At 71.6% G+C, this 18,341-nt stretch carries 14 protein-coding genes; 6 read left to right on the forward strand and 8 right to left on the reverse strand.

Going from position 1 to position 18,341, the window contains the following annotated elements; all coding sequences use genetic code 11:
• Positions 1-116: 116 nt before the first annotated feature.
• The gene (locus JK364_RS19910; protein WP_201852452.1) at positions 117-917 is read left to right on the forward strand and encodes a nucleotidyltransferase family protein; all 801 of its coding nucleotides are present in this window, start codon (positions 117-119) and stop codon (positions 915-917) included.
• A 332-nt stretch (positions 918-1,249) separates the two neighbouring features.
• On the opposite strand, the gene JK364_RS19915 is transcribed toward JK364_RS19910, so the two are convergent.
• From JK364_RS19915 to JK364_RS19940, 6 genes are all read right to left on the reverse strand, one after another.
• Complete coding sequence (locus tag JK364_RS19915) at positions 1,250-3,010, reverse strand: DoxX family protein (RefSeq protein ID WP_201852453.1); 1,761 nt, start codon at positions 3,008-3,010, stop codon at positions 1,250-1,252.
• A 325-nt stretch (positions 3,011-3,335) separates the two neighbouring features.
• Complete coding sequence (gene rlmB, locus JK364_RS19920) at positions 3,336-4,286, reverse strand: 23S rRNA (guanosine(2251)-2'-O)-methyltransferase RlmB (RefSeq protein ID WP_201852454.1); 951 nt, start codon at positions 4,284-4,286, stop codon at positions 3,336-3,338.
• Positions 4,287-4,432: 146 nt separating this feature from the next.
• On the reverse strand, positions 4,433-5,830 hold the full coding sequence (gene cysS, locus JK364_RS19925) for a cysteine--tRNA ligase (RefSeq protein WP_201852455.1): 1,398 nt from the start codon (positions 5,828-5,830) through the stop codon (positions 4,433-4,435).
• Positions 5,831-6,031: 201 nt separating this feature from the next.
• Positions 6,032-6,523, reverse strand: coding sequence for a 2-C-methyl-D-erythritol 2,4-cyclodiphosphate synthase (gene ispF / locus JK364_RS19930; RefSeq protein WP_201852456.1), 492 nt, complete (start codon positions 6,521-6,523; stop codon positions 6,032-6,034).
• Complete coding sequence (gene ispD, locus JK364_RS19935; RefSeq protein WP_201852457.1) at positions 6,513-7,316, reverse strand: 2-C-methyl-D-erythritol 4-phosphate cytidylyltransferase; 804 nt, start codon at positions 7,314-7,316, stop codon at positions 6,513-6,515. The genes ispF and ispD overlap by 11 nt, the downstream gene beginning before the upstream one ends.
• 397 nt (positions 7,317-7,713) lie before the next feature.
• A complete protein-coding gene (locus tag JK364_RS19940; RefSeq protein ID WP_009716930.1) occupies positions 7,714-8,196 on the reverse strand; it encodes a CarD family transcriptional regulator in 483 nt (160 codons plus the stop codon).
• A 655-nt stretch (positions 8,197-8,851) separates the two neighbouring features.
• Between JK364_RS19940 and JK364_RS19945 the strand changes: the two genes are divergently transcribed.
• On the forward strand, positions 8,852-9,559 hold the full coding sequence (locus JK364_RS19945; protein WP_201852458.1) for a DUF461 domain-containing protein: 708 nt from the start codon (positions 8,852-8,854) through the stop codon (positions 9,557-9,559).
• Positions 9,560-9,760: 201 nt separating this feature from the next.
• Here the strand turns inward: JK364_RS19945 and phoP are convergent, their stop codons facing one another.
• Positions 9,761-10,441: a two-component system response regulator PhoP gene (gene phoP / locus JK364_RS19950; RefSeq protein ID WP_037960596.1), complete on the reverse strand. Its 681-nt coding sequence runs from the start codon at positions 10,439-10,441 to the stop codon at positions 9,761-9,763.
• A complete protein-coding gene (gene phoR, locus JK364_RS19955; RefSeq protein ID WP_201852459.1) occupies positions 10,438-11,733 on the reverse strand; it encodes a two-component system sensor histidine kinase PhoR in 1,296 nt (431 codons plus the stop codon). The genes phoP and phoR overlap by 4 nt, the downstream gene beginning before the upstream one ends.
• A 322-nt stretch (positions 11,734-12,055) precedes the next feature.
• On the opposite strand from phoR, the gene phoU reads away from it, so the two are divergent.
• From phoU to JK364_RS19970, 4 genes are all read left to right on the forward strand, one after another.
• The gene (phoU, locus tag JK364_RS19960; RefSeq protein WP_201852460.1) at positions 12,056-12,733 is read left to right on the forward strand and encodes a phosphate signaling complex protein PhoU; all 678 of its coding nucleotides are present in this window, start codon (positions 12,056-12,058) and stop codon (positions 12,731-12,733) included.
• Between the two features lie 230 nt (positions 12,734-12,963).
• Entirely contained in the window at positions 12,964-13,098 is a 135-nt protein-coding gene (locus JK364_RS57035) for a hypothetical protein (protein ID WP_269146276.1), read from the forward strand.
• Between the two features lie 111 nt (positions 13,099-13,209).
• Positions 13,210-13,440, forward strand: a complete 231-nt coding sequence (locus JK364_RS19965; RefSeq protein ID WP_201852461.1) for a hypothetical protein — start codon at positions 13,210-13,212, stop codon at positions 13,438-13,440.
• A 521-nt stretch (positions 13,441-13,961) separates the two neighbouring features.
• Positions 13,962-18,158: an nSTAND1 domain-containing NTPase gene (locus tag JK364_RS19970; protein ID WP_307841332.1), complete on the forward strand. Its 4,197-nt coding sequence runs from the start codon at positions 13,962-13,964 to the stop codon at positions 18,156-18,158.
• Positions 18,159-18,341: the final 183 nt, after the last annotated feature.

The following is an 18,341-nucleotide window of genomic DNA, read 5'->3' on the forward strand; positions in this document are numbered from 1 at the left end:
CTCTTCCGGCCCTTCCCGCCCATCTCATCCTTCCTGTCCTTCTTCCTGTCCTACTCATCCTTGTTCTCGCTCCGGCTCCGCCTGTGGCGGTCCCCGCACCGCATATGGTGCGGTTCATGAGCGATGACGACGAGCGCAGGCCCGGGCATCACCACCAGACCGCGCGCCCCACACAGGCCGTCGTCCTGGCCGGAGGCCAGGGCTCACGGCTGCGTCCGTACACCGACGACCGACCCAAGCCGATGGTCGAGATCCCGGGCACCGGGACTCCGATCATCGGCCACCAGCTGGCCTGGCTGGCCGCCGAGGGCGTCACCGACGCCGTGGTCTCCTGCGGCCACCTCGCCGCCGTCCTCCAGGACTGGCTCGAGGCGGCGGAACTGCCGCTGCGGGTGAGGACCGTCGTCGAGAAGGAGCCACTGGGGCGCGGCGGCGGCCTGAAGTTCGCCGCCGCCAGGCTTCCGGAGCCCGACCAGCCCTGGTACGCCACCAACGGCGACATCTGGACCCGCTTCTCGCTCCGCGACATGGCGGACTTCCATGACGAGCGCGGCGCCACCGCCACGCTCGCCCTCGCCCGGCCGCGCATTCCGTGGGGGGCGGTGGAGACCAACGAGTTCGGCCACGTCCTGGACTTCATCGAGTCGCCGCCCTCCCCGTACCTCATCAACGCGGGCGTCTACGTCTTCTCCGCCTCCTTCACCGCGCTGCTGCCCGACCGGGGCGACCACGAACGCACCACGTTCCCGCGCCTGGCGCGGGAACGTCGGCTGGCGGGCTTCCCACTGCCCCAGGGCGCGTATTGGCGGGCCATCGACACGGCCAAGGACCTGACCGAGGCCGCCAAGGAACTGGCCGCGGGCCCTCCGCCCCACGGCCACGGCCCCTTCGACACGACCCCTGTGCCACACGGCTGAGCCCTGGATACGCGGCGGTGCGGCGGTGCGGCGCCGGCAGGGTTGGGCGCTGCTCAGCGTCCACCCGGCGGTTCGCCGTCCGCTCACCCGGCGGACCGTGACGCCTGCGGCGGGCTGTTCCCCTCCCCGCCCCTTCCCACAACTGGGGCTCCGCCCCAGACCCCGGGCCCTGCCGCGCGGGAAGGGGCGGGGAGGGGAAAACACCGCTGTGCGGTTCCGCCGCGTGGCCCGCCGCCCGCGCCTAGGCTCGGGCGCCGTGGCAGGCGGGCATCGCAGGCATCGCGGCCGTCGCGGGCGTCGGTGGGGCCCCAGGCGCGGGAGCGGGGTCGTGCTCAGCCGAGGAGGCCGCCCAGGGCGGCTTCCTCGGCGGCCGGGTCGCTGTAGTTGTACGTGTTGTCCTCCGGGGGCCCGCCCTCCGGGCCGCCCCCCGACAGGCCGCCGCCGGCGCCGCCCAGCGAGGACGGGCCCGGCGCCGTCGGGGCGAGGGGGTGGCGCGGGGAACGGGGGGTCGTCCCCAGGCCCGGACGGGGCCGGGATGCGCCGCTGGGGCGACCGGACCTGCCGGACGCCGAATCCGTCGCGCTCGGCACCCCGGACGAGGATGTCGACGCCGAGGAGTCCGAGGCGGACGGCTCGGGGCGGTGCGACACCCGCTCGCGCGGCGACAGCGCGCCCGCCGTACCACCGCCCGTGCCCACCGTCCCGCGCTGCCCGCCGCGCGGGCTCTCCGCGGGCTTGCTGGGCAGCGGCGAGCCTGGCAGGTTGTTCGTCGGCATATCGCTCGGCTCCGGCGCCTTCACCACCTCCGAGGACCGTACGGCGGCGCCCAGCATCGAGCCCACCAGCAGCGTCAGCCCGGCGACCACCATCGCCATCACGCCGCCGCGGCGCAGCACCCGGCGCCGCAGCTCCCACAGTTCGGCCCGGGGGCCGAGCCGCCGCCACGCCTCGCCGGCGAGGCGGCCGTCCACCGAGTAGACCGGCGCGCCCGCGATGATCAGCGGGCTCCAGGCGGCGAGGTAGATGATGTCGGGCGCGTCGTAGACCGGCACCGTACGCCAGCTCACGGTGACGATCAGCGCGGCGGACAGCAGCGCGCCGAACGAGGCGGCCAGCCGCTGCCACAGCCCGAGCACGGTGAGCACCCCGACCACGATCTGCAGGAACGCCACGGTCAGCCCGGCGCCCACCGGATGCTCCAGCGCCAGGTCGCGCAGCGGCTCGGCGATCGGCCAGGGGTGCAGCCTGCGCAGCCAGGTGACCATCGAGCCGCGCTCGCCGCCGTCGAAGTAGACGGGGTCGGAGAGCTTGCCCATCCCGCCGTAGACGGAGATGAAGCCGAGGAAGATGCGCAGCGGGAGCAGGACGACGCCGAGGTTCATCCGGCGCCCGGGGTAGTAGGCGTGGCGTACGGACTCGGAGTGGCGGCGCGGGCGCGGAACCGCGGCGCGCCGCGGCTCGTCCCGCTCGCCGTCGTGGGCGCCCGGCCGTCCGGAGGACGCGCCGCGCCGCTCCGCCCCGGCCGCCCTGGCCACCGCGCTCGCCGCGCTCGCCGTGCCCGCCGTGCCCGCTCCGCGCGGTCCGCCCGGCTCGGCCGGGCCGTTCGCGCCCGGACGCCGCCGCCCGCCGGACGGCCGGGGCACGCTCTCCGTACGCGGGCTGCGCGGGCCGATGACCGTGGGCGCCGTGTCGTCGTCGAAGGCGATCCGCGGCAGCACCTGCGTGGCGCCCACGTCCTCGGCGCCCTCGCCCGGCCGGGAACGGCCCAAACCATCGTTCAGGCCATCGGACAGACTGTCGGTCAGACCCTCGGAGGAGTACCGCACGGCCTGCAACAGCCGGGTCGCCGCGGTGTCCCCGCCGGGGCGGGTGCGGCCGCTCCACACCACGGGCGGCCGACGCCGGCCGGGGGCCGGGACGCGGGTGAGCCGGGCCGTGTCCGTCAGCGTGTTGCTGACGACCGGGACGCTGAGCTGCACCCGGAAGCTCGGGGCATTGACGGCGACCTGCGCCGGATCGCATGGCACCTTGGCCATGGTCAGCTGTGGTTCGTCGTCGAATCCCCCCGCGCGTCCCGCCAGGGGCGAAGGCATGCGGGCTTTTCTGGTCTCCACGTCCAACTAACCGAGTGACGGACGGGAAAGACACTGCCGAGGACGTCCCGATCTGTCCGAGGCCCGTCAAGATCATCGGCCGGATGGCACATGACGGACCGGCGCAACACCCACGCCCCGGCCCACGCCCGCGCCAGGCCTACCCACGCCCGGCAGCACACCGCCCACGCCCGCACCCGACCCGCCCACGCCCAACGGCGCACCGCCCATGCCCGTGCCAGACCTGCCCACGCCCGGCGGCGCACCGCCCGCGCCCGTCGGCGCACGCCTCACGCCCGACGGCACACCGCTCACGCCAGAGAATTCAGCCCCGGCGGCGTGCCGCCTCGTACAGGACGACGCCCGCCGCCACGCCCGCGTTCAGCGACTCCGCGCCGCCCGGCATCGGAATCCGCACCCGCAGATCGCAGGTCTCGCCCACCAGCCGCGACAGCCCCTTGCCCTCGCTGCCGACGACGATCACGACCGGACCGTCCAGCACCTCGAGGTCCTGCAGCTCGACATCGCCGTCCGCCGCCAGCCCGACCACCGTCAGGCCCGCCTTCTGGTAGGCCTCCAGGGTCCGGGTGAGGTTGGTCGCGCGGGCGACCGGGGTGCGGGCGGCGGTGCCCGCGGAGGTCTTCCAGGCGCCCGCGGTCATCCCGGCCGCGCGCCGCTCCGGTACGACCACGCCATGGCCACCGAAAGCGGACACCGAGCGGACCACCGCGCCCAGGTTGCGCGGATCCGTGACGCCGTCGAGGGCGACGATCAGTGGGTCCTCGCCCTCGTCGAAGGCGGCCGCGCTCAGGTCCTCGGGGTGGGCGTACTCGTACGGCGGGACCTGGAGCACCAGGCCCTGGTGGTTCAGGCCGTTCGTCATCCGGTCCAGCTCGGCCTTGGGCGCCTCCATGAGGTGGATGCCGCCGCGGTCGGCCGCGAACTTCAGCGCCTCGCGCACCCGGTCGTCGCTGTCGATGAACTGCTGCACATACAGCGTGTTCGCCGGAACGCCCTCGCGCAGCGCCTCGACCACCGGGTTACGGCCCACCACCAGCTCGTTCGAGCCCTTGCCGCCGCGCCGCGGGACGGGGCGCTTGGCGGCCTGGCGGGTGCGGGCGTTGGCCATGCGCTGCTTGGCGTGGCCCTTGCGCGCCTCGGCGGGCGGGGTGGGCCCCTTGCCCTCGAGGCCGCGGCGCCGCTTACCGCCGCTGCCGACCGTCGCGCCCTTCTTGTTGCTGGTACGGCGGTTCCTGCGCTGGCTGTTGCCGGCCATGAATGTCACCTGTCTCTTCACTGCTCAGCGCTGCTCGGCAAACGGCAACGGAAAAACGTCGAACGCCACACGCGTCTACGGTCGTACGGTCGTATGTACGGTCACAAGTGTGCCGCCCGACGCGGCGGGCGGCACAAACAGCGAGGTCAGCGGTTGCCCAGCTCCCAGCGCGGCCCGGACGGGGTGTCCTCGATCACCAGACCCGACTGCTGGAGCTGATCGCGGATCGCGTCCGCCGTCGCGTAGTCCTTACGGGCCCGCGCGGCCTGCCGCTGCTCCAGGACCAGCCGGACGAGGGAATCGACCACGCCGTGCAGATCCTCACCCCGGTCCGATCCGCCCGACCAGTGCTCATCGAGCGGATCGAGGCCCAGCACGCCCAGCATGGCCCGCACCTCGGCGAGCCGGGCGACCGCCGCCTCCTTGTCGTCGGCGGTCAGGGCGGAGTTCCCCTGGCGGACGGTGGTGTGGACGACCGCGAGCGCCTGCGGCACCCCGAGGTCGTCGTCCATCGCCTCGGCGAAGGCGGGCGGCACCTCGGCGGCGGGCTCGACGTTCCCGGCCTTCTCCACCACGCGCTGGATGAAGCCCTCGATCCGCGCGAACGCGGATTCGGCCTCGCGCAGGGCCTCCTCGCTGTACTCGATCATCGACCGGTAGTGCGGGGTGCCCAGGTAGTAGCGGAGCACGATCGGACGCCAGCGCTTGACCATCTCGGAGACCAGCACCGAATTCCCGAGCGACTTGCTCATCTTCTCGCCGCTCATGGTCACCCAGGCGTTGTGCGCCCAATAGGCGGCGAAGTCGTCGCCGAACGCCTTGGCCTGCGCGATCTCGTTCTCATGGTGCGGGAAGATCAGGTCGACGCCGCCGCCGTGGATGTCGAAGGCTCGCCCCAGGTACTTGTGCGCCATCGCCGAGCACTCCAGGTGCCAGCCGGGACGGCCGCGCCCCCACGGGGTCTCCCAGCTGGGCTCCCCCGGCTTCGCCGCCTTCCACATGGCGAAATCGCGCGGGTCGCGCTTGCCGGTCTCGCCCTCGCCGGAGGGCTGGCGCAGTCCGTCCAGATCCTGGTTGGAGAGCTTCAGATACTCGGGGAACGAGCGCACATCGAAGTAGACATTGCCCTCGGCGGCATATGCATGACCCCGGTCGATCAGCTCCCGCATCATCTCGATCATCTCGGGGACGTGACCGGTCGCCCGCGGCTCATAGGTCACGGGCAGGCAGCCGAGGATGTCGTACGCCTGGTTGAAGGCGCGCTCGTTCTCGTAGCCGATCGCCCACCAGGGGCGCTTCTGCTCCGCCGACTTCGCGATGATCTTGTCGTCGATGTCCGTGACATTGCGGATGAACGTCACGTCATAGCCGCGGTGGACGAACCAACGGCGCATGATGTCGAAATTCAGCCCCGACCTGATGTGCCCGATATGCGGGGCAGCCTGCACGGTCGCGCCGCACAGGTAGATCGAGACGCAGCCCGGCTTGAGCGGGATGAAGTCACGGATCTGCCGGGCGCTGGTGTCGTACAGGCGAATAGTCACGCATCAAGGGTAGTGGGAAGAGAACGGTGCCCCGCGCCCCTTCCCCTACGGGGACACAGAAGCGTGACACTCGGGACGCGGGTGACACTCCGGACGCACCCGCGCGCCGTCCAGAACGCCGGAGCACCGGAGCACCGGAGCACCGACGCCACCGCCGGAGCACCCGCGCCCCCCGCGCCCCCTGCGGACCACCGGTCGTCTCTACCGCCGGAACACCAGCGCCGTCGCGATCGCCGCGAGCCCCTCGGCACGGCCGGTCAGCCCCAGCCCGTCCGTGGTGGTACCGGACACCGAGACGGGGGCGCCCACGGCCGCCGTCAGCGCCTTCGTCGCCTCGTCGCGCCGTTTGCCGATCTTCGGGCGTACGCCGATCACCTGGATCGCCACATTGCCGATCCCGAAGCCCGCGTCCCGGACGATCCGGGCGGCCTCGGCGAGCAGCGTGGTGCCGGCCGCGCCGGACCACTCGGGGCGGTCGGTGCCGAAGTGGGCGCCGAGATCACCGAGACCGGCGGCGGAGAACAGCGCGTCGCAGGCGGCGTGCGCGGCCACATCGCCGTCGGAGTGCCCGGCGAGTCCGTACTCCTCGCCCTCCCACAGCAGCCCGGCGCACCACAGCTCACGGCCCTTCTCGAAGGCGTGCACATCCGTGCCGATGCCCACCAGGGGGAGCATCGCCGCGTCAGAAGCCATCGTTCGCCCTCCTGCGGGCCAGGACCGCCTCGGCCAGCACCAGGTCCAGCGGGCGGGTCACCTTGAACGCCTCCTCGTGGCCAGGGACGACCACGACTTCGACGCCGAGCCGCTCCACCATGCCCGCGTCGTCCGTGGCGCCCTCGCCCTCCAGGACGATCTTCTCGTGGGCGGCCACGAGCGTGGCGCGGTCGAACCCCTGGGGGGTCTGGACGGCGCGCAGCAGCGCGCGCTCGGGAGTGCCGACCACCGGCTCGGGCTCACCGGCCCGCTCCCCGGTGCGCGGCTCGACCTGCTTCACGGTGTCGGCCAGCGGCAGCGCCGGGACGACGGCGGGCGCCCCGTCCCGTACGGCGGCGACGACCGCGTCCACCGTGTCCACGGGCACCAGCGGCCGCGCCGCGTCGTGCACCAGCACGGTGGTGACGTTCTCGGGGACGGCGGCCAGCCCCCTGCGCACCGACTCCTGGCGGGTCTCGCCGCCGGGCACGACGACCAGCTCGGTGGTGTCGCCGAGGCTGCCGCTCAGCGGATACGCGTCCAGCAGCCGCCGCACCTCGTCGGCGCCGTCCGGCGGGGCGACCACGACGACGAGGGAGACGGAGCGGGATCCGGCCATCGCCCGTACGGCGTGGACGAGCATGGGCGTGCCGCTCAGCGGGCGCAGCGCCTTGGGGGCGCCCGGGCCCAGCCGCACTCCGCGGCCCGCGGCGGGGATCACGGCGGCGGTGCGGGCGGTGCGGGCGGTTCGCCCGGACGCGCCGTAGCCGCCGTGATCCGGAGTTGCGGACATTGAGTTGGCGTTCAGGTTTGCTTCCTCAGCCGAGATGGGTATGGCCACAGCGTGCCGGGCGCGATGCCCCGACCGGCCCCTTCCGTGACGACTGGTCGAGCCAGCTGCCCGGGCCCGGCACACCTATACCGCGCACCGTGCGCGCGGTGGCACATCGGCACCAGGTGCGATGGACCACCAGGTGCGGTGCGATGGACCGGGGGCTCGGAGATCGCTCGGGGGATCAAAGGAGATCGCCCAGGGGGTCAATGACGTCCAGGTCAATGACATCGTCCAGGTAGGTCAATGACATCGGGGATCAATGACGTCCGGCACGTACGCATGCCGCAGCGCCCGGCGACAGACGATTTAGCGGGAATTCACGTCTGAGTCACTCGGGCACCACGGCATTGATTTGTCAGGACGCGAGAACCTCATCGAGCAGGGCCTCGGCCTTGTCCTCGTTGGTGCTCTCGGCGAGGGCGAGCTCGCTCACCAGGATCTGGCGGGCCTTGGCGAGCATGCGCTTCTCACCGGCGGAGAGTCCGCGCTCACGCTCTCGGCGCCACAGGTCACGCACGACCTCGGCAACCTTGATCACATCGCCGGAGGCGAGCTTCTCGAGATTTGCCTTGTAGCGACGGGACCAGTTCGTCGGTTCTTCCGCATACGGTGCACGCAGCACCTCGAAGACCCGATCCAGCCCGTCCTGGCCGACCACATCACGCACACCGACGAACTCCGCATTGTCCGCCGGCACACGAACCGTCAGGTCACCCTGAGCGACCTTCAGCACCAAGTAGGTCTTGTCCACGCCTTTGATCTGGCGAGTTTCGATGGCCTCGATCAGCGCGGCCCCGTGATGGGGATAGACCACGGTGTCGCCAACCTTGAACGTCATGTGACAGGTACCCCTTCCGTGGCTATCCAGGGTAACACGGGAACGCCTTCTTCTGAATGGCGTTTTCGCAGGTCAGGGCATATCTCGGGGCTTGACAAGTGCGGCAGGGACGTGCTGCACGGGGCCTGCGGAACCGGGTATTCGCAGGTGGGGGCCGCTGTCCGGGCACCCCGAAACCCACCCGTTACGCGTCGGAAGAAGCCCGGACGAGTGGCCCTACGTCCCGTTTTGCCGGAGTCCAGTCGATGGACTTCCGCTACTCCGTTCGGATCAGGAGCGAGGGATCCGGCCCCGATTCGCGAATTGATCACAACGATGATCACGCAGAGCGGATCAAGTCTGTGATCAATTCTCGGGCATGCATGGATTCCTTACCGATAATCTCCCGCGCGGCCGGCCGAGCCGATATTCGGGACTTCGGGGCGGCGCCGTACGGACCGCGTAACGCACGCGGGAAGCGCGCCGGAACCATGTCCGAACCACACCGGAACCACACCGGAACCAGGCCGGAACCACAGCGGAACCGGCAGCGTACGGGCGTGCCGCCCCGGGGGGCGATCGCCTTGGGGCGGGTCGGGTGCGGGCCGAAGAGGGCGGATCGGTAATCTAAGCGCGCTGATCCAACCTTTACCTCGTCCTAGGAGATGCCGCCGCCGTGAGCAGCAGCCTTCGACGCGGCGCCCTCGCCGCAGCCGCCATCGTGGTCTCGATCGCCCCGCTCTCCGCCTGCGCGGCGGGGAACGACGCGCAGACGCTGGAGGTCAAGCCCGACAACGCCGCGACGTCCGTCGGGGACATCAAGATCCAGAACGCCACCGTGGTGACCCAGCCGGACCGCGCGGCCAAGGGCCCGGCCGTCGTCACCGGCCGGATCTTCAACAACGGCAAGAACGACCAGACCGTCAAGGCCATCACCCTCCCCGGCACCAGCGCTCAGGTGAAGCTCTCGCCGGCCAAGGGCAAGGGCCCGGTCGTGGTCCCGCACGGCGGCTCGGTGGCCTTCGGCGGCGAGGGCAACGCGTCCGCCGTCGTCAGCGACGGGCGCGAGGCCACCCAGGACGGCAACGCGCAGCGGGTCGTCTTCGACCTGAGCTCGACCGGCGACATCCCGATCACCGCGTTCGTGGTCCCGGCCAAGAGCTACTTCAAGGGCTGGGGCCCGTCCGAGCTGCCGACCGCCAAGCCGTCGGGCTCGGCGACGCCCAGCGGCAAGCCGAGTGGTACGCCCAATGGCACCGCCAGTGGTACGCCCAATGGCACCCCGTCCGACACGGCGAGCGGCCAGCCCGGCGGCGAGGAGAGCAGCGGCACCCCGAACGGCATCGCGTCCGGCGAGCCCAACCCGAACGGCGGCGGTCACTGAGACCCGTCGGCGGGTCTCCGCGGGTCTCAGCGACCCGCCCAGGCATGCGCGAGGGCGGCCCTGGAGGTTTCCAGGGCCGCCCTCGCGCATGAGCCGGTCTTCACGGCCGTATGAGCCACGGCTCGTATGAGCCGGCCTTACGGCTCGTATGGCCGGTTTTACGGCTCGTATGAGCCGGCCTTACGGCTCGGCCGAGCCGGTTTACGGCTCGAACTTGTAGCCCAGGCCCCGCACCGTCACCAGGTACCGAGGCGCGCCCGGGTCGGGTTCGATCTTCGCCCGGAGGCGCTTGACGTGGACGTCGAGGGTCTTGGTGTCGCCCACGTAGTCCGCGCCCCAGACGCGGTCGATCAGCTGCATACGGGTCAGCACCCGGCCCGCGTTGCGGAGCAACATCTCCAGCAGGTCGAACTCCTTCAGCGGGAGGTCCACCTTGCCGCCGCCGACCGTGACCACGTGCCGGTCGACGTCCATCCGGACCGGTCCGGCCTCCAGGGCGGCCGGGGTGACCTCCTCCGGCTCGCCGCGGCGGCGCAGCACGGCTCTGATCCGGGCGACCAGTTCGCGCGAGGAGAAGGGCTTGGTCACATAGTCGTCGGCGCCTATTTCCAGCCCGACCACCTTGTCGATCTCGCTGTCCTTGGCGGTCACCATGATCACCGGGACATTGGACCGGCCGCGCAGCTGGCGGCAGACCTCCGTACCGGGCAGGCCCGGCAGCATCAGGTCGAGCAGCACCAGGTCGGCGCCGTTCCGCTCGAACTCATCGAGCCCCTCGGGGCCCGTAGTCGCGATCGCGACCTCGAATCCCTCCTTGCGAAGCATGTACGACAGTGCGTCGCTGAACGATTCCTCGTCCTCGACGACCAGAACTCGGGTCACGGAAGGACCTCCGGGGCTGAGAGTGGTTCATTGGTGAAGGTCTCGTACGGCCGGCCTTGGTCCTCGCCATCGAGGTCTCCGGTGTCGTACGACTCGCTCGACTCGCGCGGCTGGCTCCGCGAGCGGTCCCGGTCCCGCGCCGCACCGGCTTCCGGGAGTCTCAGGGTGAAGGTGGAGCCCTGTCCCTCGGCGCTCCACACGGTCACCTCCCCGCCGTGCGAGGCGGCCACATGCTTGACGATGGCGAGCCCGAGCCCGGTTCCGCCGGTCTGCCGCGAGCGGGCGGGGTCGACTCGGTAGAAGCGCTCGAAGATCCGCTCGCGGTCCTTCTCCGAGATGCCTATGCCCTGGTCGGTCACGGCGATCTCGATCAGGTCGCCGCCGGTCGCGGGGATGCGGCGGGCGGCGATGCCGACGCGGGTGCGGGCCGGGCTGTAGTTGACCGCGTTCTCGACGAGATTGCCGAGCGCGGCGGCCAACTGGCCGCGGTTGCCCCAGACGTGCAGTTCGGCGGTGCCGCCCGTGGCCATCGTGATGTGTTTGGTGCCCGCCTGGTGACGGCACCGGTCGATGGCCTCGGCGACGAGCTCGTCCACCCGGACCGGCTCGGCGTCCTCCAGCGGGTCGTCGTTCTGCACCCGGGAGAGGTCGATGAGCTCCTGGACCAGGCTGGTCAGGCGGGTGGCCTCGACCTGCATCCGCCCGGCGAAGCGGGTGACTGCCTCCGGTTCGTCGGACGCGTCCATCACGGCCTCGGACAGCAGGGACAGCGCGCCGACCGGGGTCTTGAGCTCATGGCTGACGTTGGCGACGAAGTCGCGTCGTACGGCCTCGATCCGGCGGGCCTCGGTGAGGTCCTCGACGAGCAGCAGGACCAGCCGGGAGCCCAGCGGGGCCACTCTGGCGGAGACCGCGAGCGCGTCGCCGCCCCGGCCGGTGCCGCGGCGCGGCAGATCGAGCTCGATCTGCCGGATCTCGCCGTCCCGCCGGGTGTCGCGGGCCATCGCCAGCATCGGCTCGACGGCCAGCTTGCCGCCGCGCACCAGGCCCAGCGCGTACGCGGCCGAGCTCGCCTTGACGACGGCGTCCGCTTCGTCGAGGACGACGGCCGAGGAGCGCAGGACCGAAAGCACGGTGTCCACGCCGGGCGGCAGCACGGCGTCGGTATGCAGCGAGGAGCGCGTAGGCTTCGCCTGTTCACGCTCGCTCCAGCGGAACGCCAGCATGGCGATGACGCCGGTGCACAACCCGGCGAGCGCCGCCACTGCGGCGATCGCCGCGTTCACGTTCATGCGTCCAGGTTATGCGGGCGGCGAGACCCCTCCACAGCCCCGTGACGATCCCCTCGGTCAGACGTTGCCGAGAGTTCACCGAGGAGTCGGTATCGGTTCACTCCGGACGTTTCGTCGAGCGGGCGTCACACGGGGCGGCCGGGGCCGCGTTGCCGAGAGTTCACCTGTGCATCAGGTGTGATTAACGCCCGATGCCGGAAGCGGACGCGTTTCGGCCGGAGCGTGGAAGTGTGGGGCCCCGGGGCATGAGCCACGGAGACTGCCAGGAACCTGTCAGAGCCTGTCAAAGATCGTCACCGAGAGTCAGTGAAAGAGGTCAGTGATGCGGGACGCGTACCACGAGGAGCTTGATTCGATCGGGGACGGCCTGGTCGACATGGCCCGGCTCGTCGGTTCGGCCATCGGCCGTGCCACCACTGCCATTCTCGACGCGGACCTCAAGCTCGCCGAGAGCGTCATCGCCGCCGATGAGAAGGTCGATGTTCTGCAGCGGGATCTGGAGGGACGGGCGATAGCCCTGCTCGCCCGGCAGCAGCCGGTCGCCACCGATCTGCGGATCGTGGTGACCAGCCTGCGGATGAGCGCCGACCTGGAGCGCTCCGGCGACCTCGCGCAGCACGTCGCCAAGCTGGCCCGGCTCCGCTTCCCGGACTCGGCCGTGCCGCACGACCTGCACGCCACGATCCTGGAGATGGGCCAGCTCGCCCAGCGGCTGATGGCGAAGGCCGCCGAGGTCATCATCACCAAGGACGTCGACCTCGCGCTCCAGCTGGAGCAGGACGACGACGCGATGGACACCCTGCACCGCGCCCTCTTCCAGCACCTGATGGACGACCGCTGGAAGCACGGCATCGAGACGGCCGTGGATGTCACGCTGCTCGGCCGCTACTACGAGCGGTTCGCGGACCACGCGGTCTCGGTCGCCAAGCGCGTGGTCTACCTGGTCACCGGTGAGCACGCCGACGAGATGTCCCCGCAGGGGGACGTCGAAGGGGCGTGACCGCCGAAGGGGCCGTGCCGGTCGAAGGGGCCGTGACCGTCGAAGGGCGCGAACGGCTACGGGGCGTGAGCGTCTGCGACGGTGTGCACCAAAGCGCCGTCGACGCGCCCCTGCGCTCGGCCGCCGGGTCGTCGGCACCATGAGCAGCAGATGACGTGACCCCTCCCGAGGAGGAGACGCATGGCGGACCTCTCCAAGCCCGAACCCGCTCCGACCCACCCCGTCGGCGCATGCGGCTGCGGCTCGGGCTGCGGCTGCGGCTGTCAGTCCGGCGGCCCGTGCCAGTGCGGCGGCAACTGCGGCTGACCGGCGACGACCGGCTCGACCCGCTCGACCGATACGACCCGTATGTACGACCCGTATGACAGAGGGCCTGGGACCGATGACCGGTCCCAGGCCCTCGCGCGTCGGCCACGATTTCGTCGGCGCGTCCCGCCCGAGGTGCGGTCGACGCCGTGAGCGGCGAGCCTGGTCGTATGGAGGACAAGACCCCGGCCCCGGCTCGCGTCGTGGTGGACGAACCGCTGGACGGCCGCCGCCGTGTGCTGATCGACGGCGCCGACGTCGGAGTGGTGGTGAGCCCGGACGAGTTCCGGCGGCTCCTGCACCGCGCGGGTGTGATGGAAGAGGACGCGCCCCTCGACAACCCCGAGCTGATCGAATGGCACGGTGGCGGCCCCGACGACTGGCCCGCCGCGCCCCGATGACACACGCCGCCCGGCTCACGCACGCGCCCTGCTCACGTACACGCCCGGCTGACGCACGCTCGGCTGACGCGCGCGCTCAGGTGACGTAGCAGAGACGACAGAACCGCCACAACGTCCGGCGCCGGTCCCTCCCCTCGTGGGGACCGGTGCCGAACGCTGGAGCGGTGCCGATCCGCGCCGTACGGCTGCGGATCAGGGGGCCGGATCCGTGGTCGATGCGACCGCCGCCCCCGAGGGGACCTGCTTCACGGATCTCCGGGGCTCACGCGACGCGCCCGCGCCCACCGTCTCGTGACCGAGACGAAAGCTGACCGAGAACATGCGGTGCCATGGGTTGTCTCTCCGTGCGCTGAGCTGATGGCCTGGCTGGACGGCTCGTGGTGGATGCGCTATCGCGCCATGATCCTGCCAGCTGTGCCTCCCACCGAGGAGGTTCCGGTATCACGCCGCCGGTTTCTCCGCTGGTCAGCCATATAAAGTGAGTTTTCCGGTCCGGATGTCCAGCGCGGGGGAAGTAAGGAGTGGAGACCTTGAGTTCCGACTCGGGGGCACGCATAGCCTTCGCGGAACGCCTCGCACTGCTGTACAGGGAGGCCGGTAATCCTCCCCTCAAGAGCGTGGCCGAGGCAGTCGTCCGACTCCAGCGGACCGATGAGCGGGGGCGGCCCGTACGGGTCTCCGCCCAGCGGATCAGCGACTGGCGACGAGCAAAGAACGTACCCGCCCAGTTCGCCGCCCTCGCGGCCGTCCTGCATGTCCTGATACCCGACGCACGGCGCTCGCGGCCCGTACCGGTGTCCCCGGGCCTGTACGACATGTCCCGCTGGCAACGGCTGTGGGAGCGTGCGCTGGCCGACCCGGTCGGCGAACGCCCCGCGCCGGCCGCGGAAGAGGAGGAAGGGCCCCCGGCCGAGGGCCCGGCGGTCCCCGGCGGCGTATGCCCGTACCGGGGCCTGGCCTCGTACCGCCGGCAGGACGCCCGGTGGTTCTTCGGCCGGGAGCGGAGCACGGACGCCCTCGTCACCCAGCTGCACGCGGCGGAGCAGACAGGCGGCCTGGTCGTGCTCGTGGGCGCTTCGGGGGCGGGGAAGTCCTCGCTGCTGAACGCCGGTCTGGTGCCCGCGCTGCGCACCGGGGCACCGGGCGACGGGGACGGCCGGGCGAGGGGCGTACTGCAACTCGTCCCGGGCGGCGACCCGCTCGCGGAGCTGGCCCGCCACATCCCCGAACTCGCGCGCATGGTCCCCACGGCGGAGGAACCGGAACCGGACCAACCGGAACCAGACCAGCCGGAACCGGACGAACCGGAACCGGACGCGGACGAGCGGGCGGCTGACGGACCACCAGCAGACGCACCGACAACAGACGCGCCACCAGCAGACGCGCCACCAACAGAAAAATCGGCAACAGACAAACCGGCAGCAAACAATCCAGCCACACACGAACCAGCCGCCGAGCCCGGCACCCCGCAATTCACCCACGCGGTCCGCGAGGCCGTCACCGCGTGGGCGGACCGCGAGACGTCGTCCTCCGACGCCCGCCCCGTCGTGATCGTGGATCAGTTCGAGGAGGCGTTCACCCTCGGCTCCGACGAGGCCGACCGGCGTACGTTCATCCAGCTCCTCCACGCCGCCTGCACCCCCGCCGGCCCCGGCGAGCCGCCCCCCGTGCTCGTCGTCCTCGGCATCCGCGCGGACTTCTACGAGCTGTGCCTGGGCTACCCCGAACTGGCCGACGCGCTCCAGCACCGGCACATGGTGCTCGGGCCGCTGACCACCGCCGAGTTGCGCGAGGCGGTGACCGGCCCGGCCAAGGCGGTGGGTCTGGAGCTCGAACCGGGGCTCGCGGAGCTGATCGTCCGGGAGGTGAGCGCCGACGGCCCCCGTGGGACGCATGACGCGGGCGTACTGCCGCTCCTCTCCCACGCCCTGCTCGCCACCTGGCAGCGGCGGAAGGGCGGACGGCTGACGCTGGCCGGTTACCGCGCGGCGGGCGGCATCCAGGGGGCGGTGGCGGCGACCGCCGAGCGGGCCTGGTCCAGCCTCGACTCCGAGGCGCGCACGGCCGCGAGGCTGCTGCTCCTCCGGCTGGTCCGGCTGGGCGAGGACACCCAGGCCACCCGCAGACGGGGGACACGGCACCAGCTGGCGAGGGAGTCGACGGATCCGGGCAAGACGGAGGAATCGCTCGAAACGCTGGTCCGCGCCCGCCTGGTGACCCTCGACGCCGAGACCGTGGAGATCACCCATGAGGCGCTGCTCCACGCCTGGCCACGGCTGCGCGACTGGATCGACGAGGACCGCAACGACCATCTGGTGCGCCAGCGGCTGGAGGAGGACGGCCGGTCCTGGGAGGGCTCGAACCGCGACTCGTCCCTGCTCTACCGGGGCTCCCGGCTGGAGCAGGCCCACACCTGGGCGAAGGCCGCGGGTGGCACCTATCTGACCCGTAGCGCGGTGGAGTTCCTCGCCGCCTCGGTCCGGCTGCGCAAGCGCACGGTGTGGCTCCGCCGTGGCGCGGTGTCGGCTCTGGTCGTACTGGCGGTGCTGGCCGCCGGTACGGCGGTGGTCGCGTGGCAGCAGCGGGACGACGCGGTGTTCGAGCAGGTGGTCACCGAGGCCGATCGCTACCAGAACACGGATCCGTCGCTGTCCGCCCAGCTCGCCCTGGTGGCACACGATTTGCGGCCGCACGACGAGGCCACCAGGAACCGGCTGCTGTCGGTGGTGAACGCGCCGCTGGCCACGCCGCTGCACGGGCACACCGGCGCCGTCTACCTCACCTCGTTCAGCCCGAACGGGCGGCTGCTGGCCACCGCCAGCTACGACCGGACCGTCCGGCTGTGGGACGTGCGGGACCGGGCCCGCCCCAAACCGCTGGGCAAGCCCCTCACCGGCCATAAGAGCTGGGTGAGCAGTGCGGTCTTCAGCCCGGACGGCCGCACCCTCGCCAGCGCGGGCGACGACGGCACGATCCGGTTGTGGGACGTACGGGACCCCCGCCATCCGCGCCCGCTCGGCGCGCCCCTCTCCCACCACGACGGCACGATCTATCTGCTCGCCTTCAGCCCGGACGGGCGCACGCTGGCCACCGCCACGGAAGGTCGCGTCGTTCGCCTCTGGGACATGAGGCGCCCGGACCGGCCGACGGCGATCGGCGCGCTGACCGGCGCCAACGCCGCCGTGCGCTCCGTGGCGTTCAGCCCCGACGGGCGCACGCTGGCGGCCGCCGGCGACGATGCCTCGATCAGGTTGTGGAACATGGCCGATCCGCGCCGTCCGAAGCGGATCGGCAAGGTGCTGACCGGCCACAAGGACCTGATCCACTCCGTGGCGTTCAGCCCGGACGGCCGGACCCTCGCCAGCGGCAGCGCGGACAACACCATCCGGCTGTGGGACGTCGGCGATCCGCGCCACGCGGAGCCGCTGGGCTCGCCGCTCACCGGGCACATCGGCCCCATCTGGTCGGTGTCCTTCAGCCCGGACGGATCCATGCTCGCCGCCGCCAGCCAGGACAGTACGGCGAGTCTGTGGAACGTCAGCGATCCGGCGTACCCGTCGCAGGTCGGCGAGCCGCTCGCGGGGAGCAGCGGTGAGATGTACGCCCTGGGCTTCAGCCCCGACGGGCGGACCCTCGCCACCGGGAGCGGCGACAACACGGTCCGGCTGTGGTCGATCCCGACGTCGGACATGGTCGGCCGGATCGGGGTGTTCCGCCCGGACGGGCGGGTGCTCGCCACGGCCGGGCGCGACGAGAAGGTCCGGCTGTGGAACGTGAAGGATCCCAACCGGCCGGTGCCGCTGGGCGAGCCGTTCGACCCCGGGGAGGGCACGGTGCGGGAGCTGACGTTCACCCCGGACGGCCACACCCTCGCGATGATGACCGGAGACCGCCAGGTGCGGCTGTGGAACGTCACCGATCCGACCCGGCCCGTTCCGTACCAGCCGCCCCTCCCCCTGCGGACCAGGTTCGCGGGCGCGCTGGGCTTCACGCCGGACGGGCGCATGATGGCGACCGCGTACAACGACAACACCATCCAGCTGTGGAACGTCAGCGACCCGTCGCACGTCCGCCGGCTCGGCAAACCGCTCACCGGCCACCGGGGCTACGTCAACTCCCTCGTCTTCAGCCCGGACGGCCGCACGCTGGCCAGCGGCAGCGCGGACAACACCATCCGGCTGTGGAAGGTGACCGACCCGCGCCACGCCACCCCGCGGGGCGGGCCGGTCACGGGCCACCTCGGACCCGTCAACGCGCTCGTCTTCACCCCGGACGGCCATACGCTGGCCAGCGGCAGCGACGACAACACGGTCCGGCTCTGGGACGTCACCGACCCCGGCAGGGTGACCCGGCTGCGGTCCCCGCTCACCGGCCACACCGACGCGATCGTGTCGCTGACCTTCAGCCAGGACGGAAACACGCTCGCGAGCGGCGGCAACGACAACGCGGTCCGGCTGTGGGACGTCACCGTCCCGTCCAAGGCCACGTCCATCGGCCAGTCGCTGAGCCCCAACGCCAAGACCGGCAACTTCCTGTCGTTCAGCCCGCACAGCCAGATGCTCGGGGTGTCCAGCGGCGCGGACACGGTCCGGCTGTGGAGCCTGGACGTGGACGAGGCGGTGCGTCGCATCTGCTCGATGACGCGAGGTGTGCTGACCCCGGAGAAATGGGACGAATACCTCCCCCGGCTGTCGTATGCGCCTCCGTGCGGTCGGTAACGACGTTGCGCGAACGTTGCGTGATCGCGGTCACAACTGCTCCCGCGAGGGAGGAGTCGGCTTCCCCACCCCGGTGGCCGCGTTACGCTTAGGTACAGCCCGACCGCTGGTGCATCCCCCGTCGCCAGCGGTCGGGCGCTTCCATGTCCGGGGCATGCTCGGGCCATGTCCAGGGCGTGCCCG

The sequence above is a fragment of the Streptomyces endocoffeicus genome, assembly GCF_016741935.1.
Classification (GTDB): Bacteria; Actinomycetota; Actinomycetes; order Streptomycetales; family Streptomycetaceae; genus Streptomyces; species Streptomyces endocoffeicus.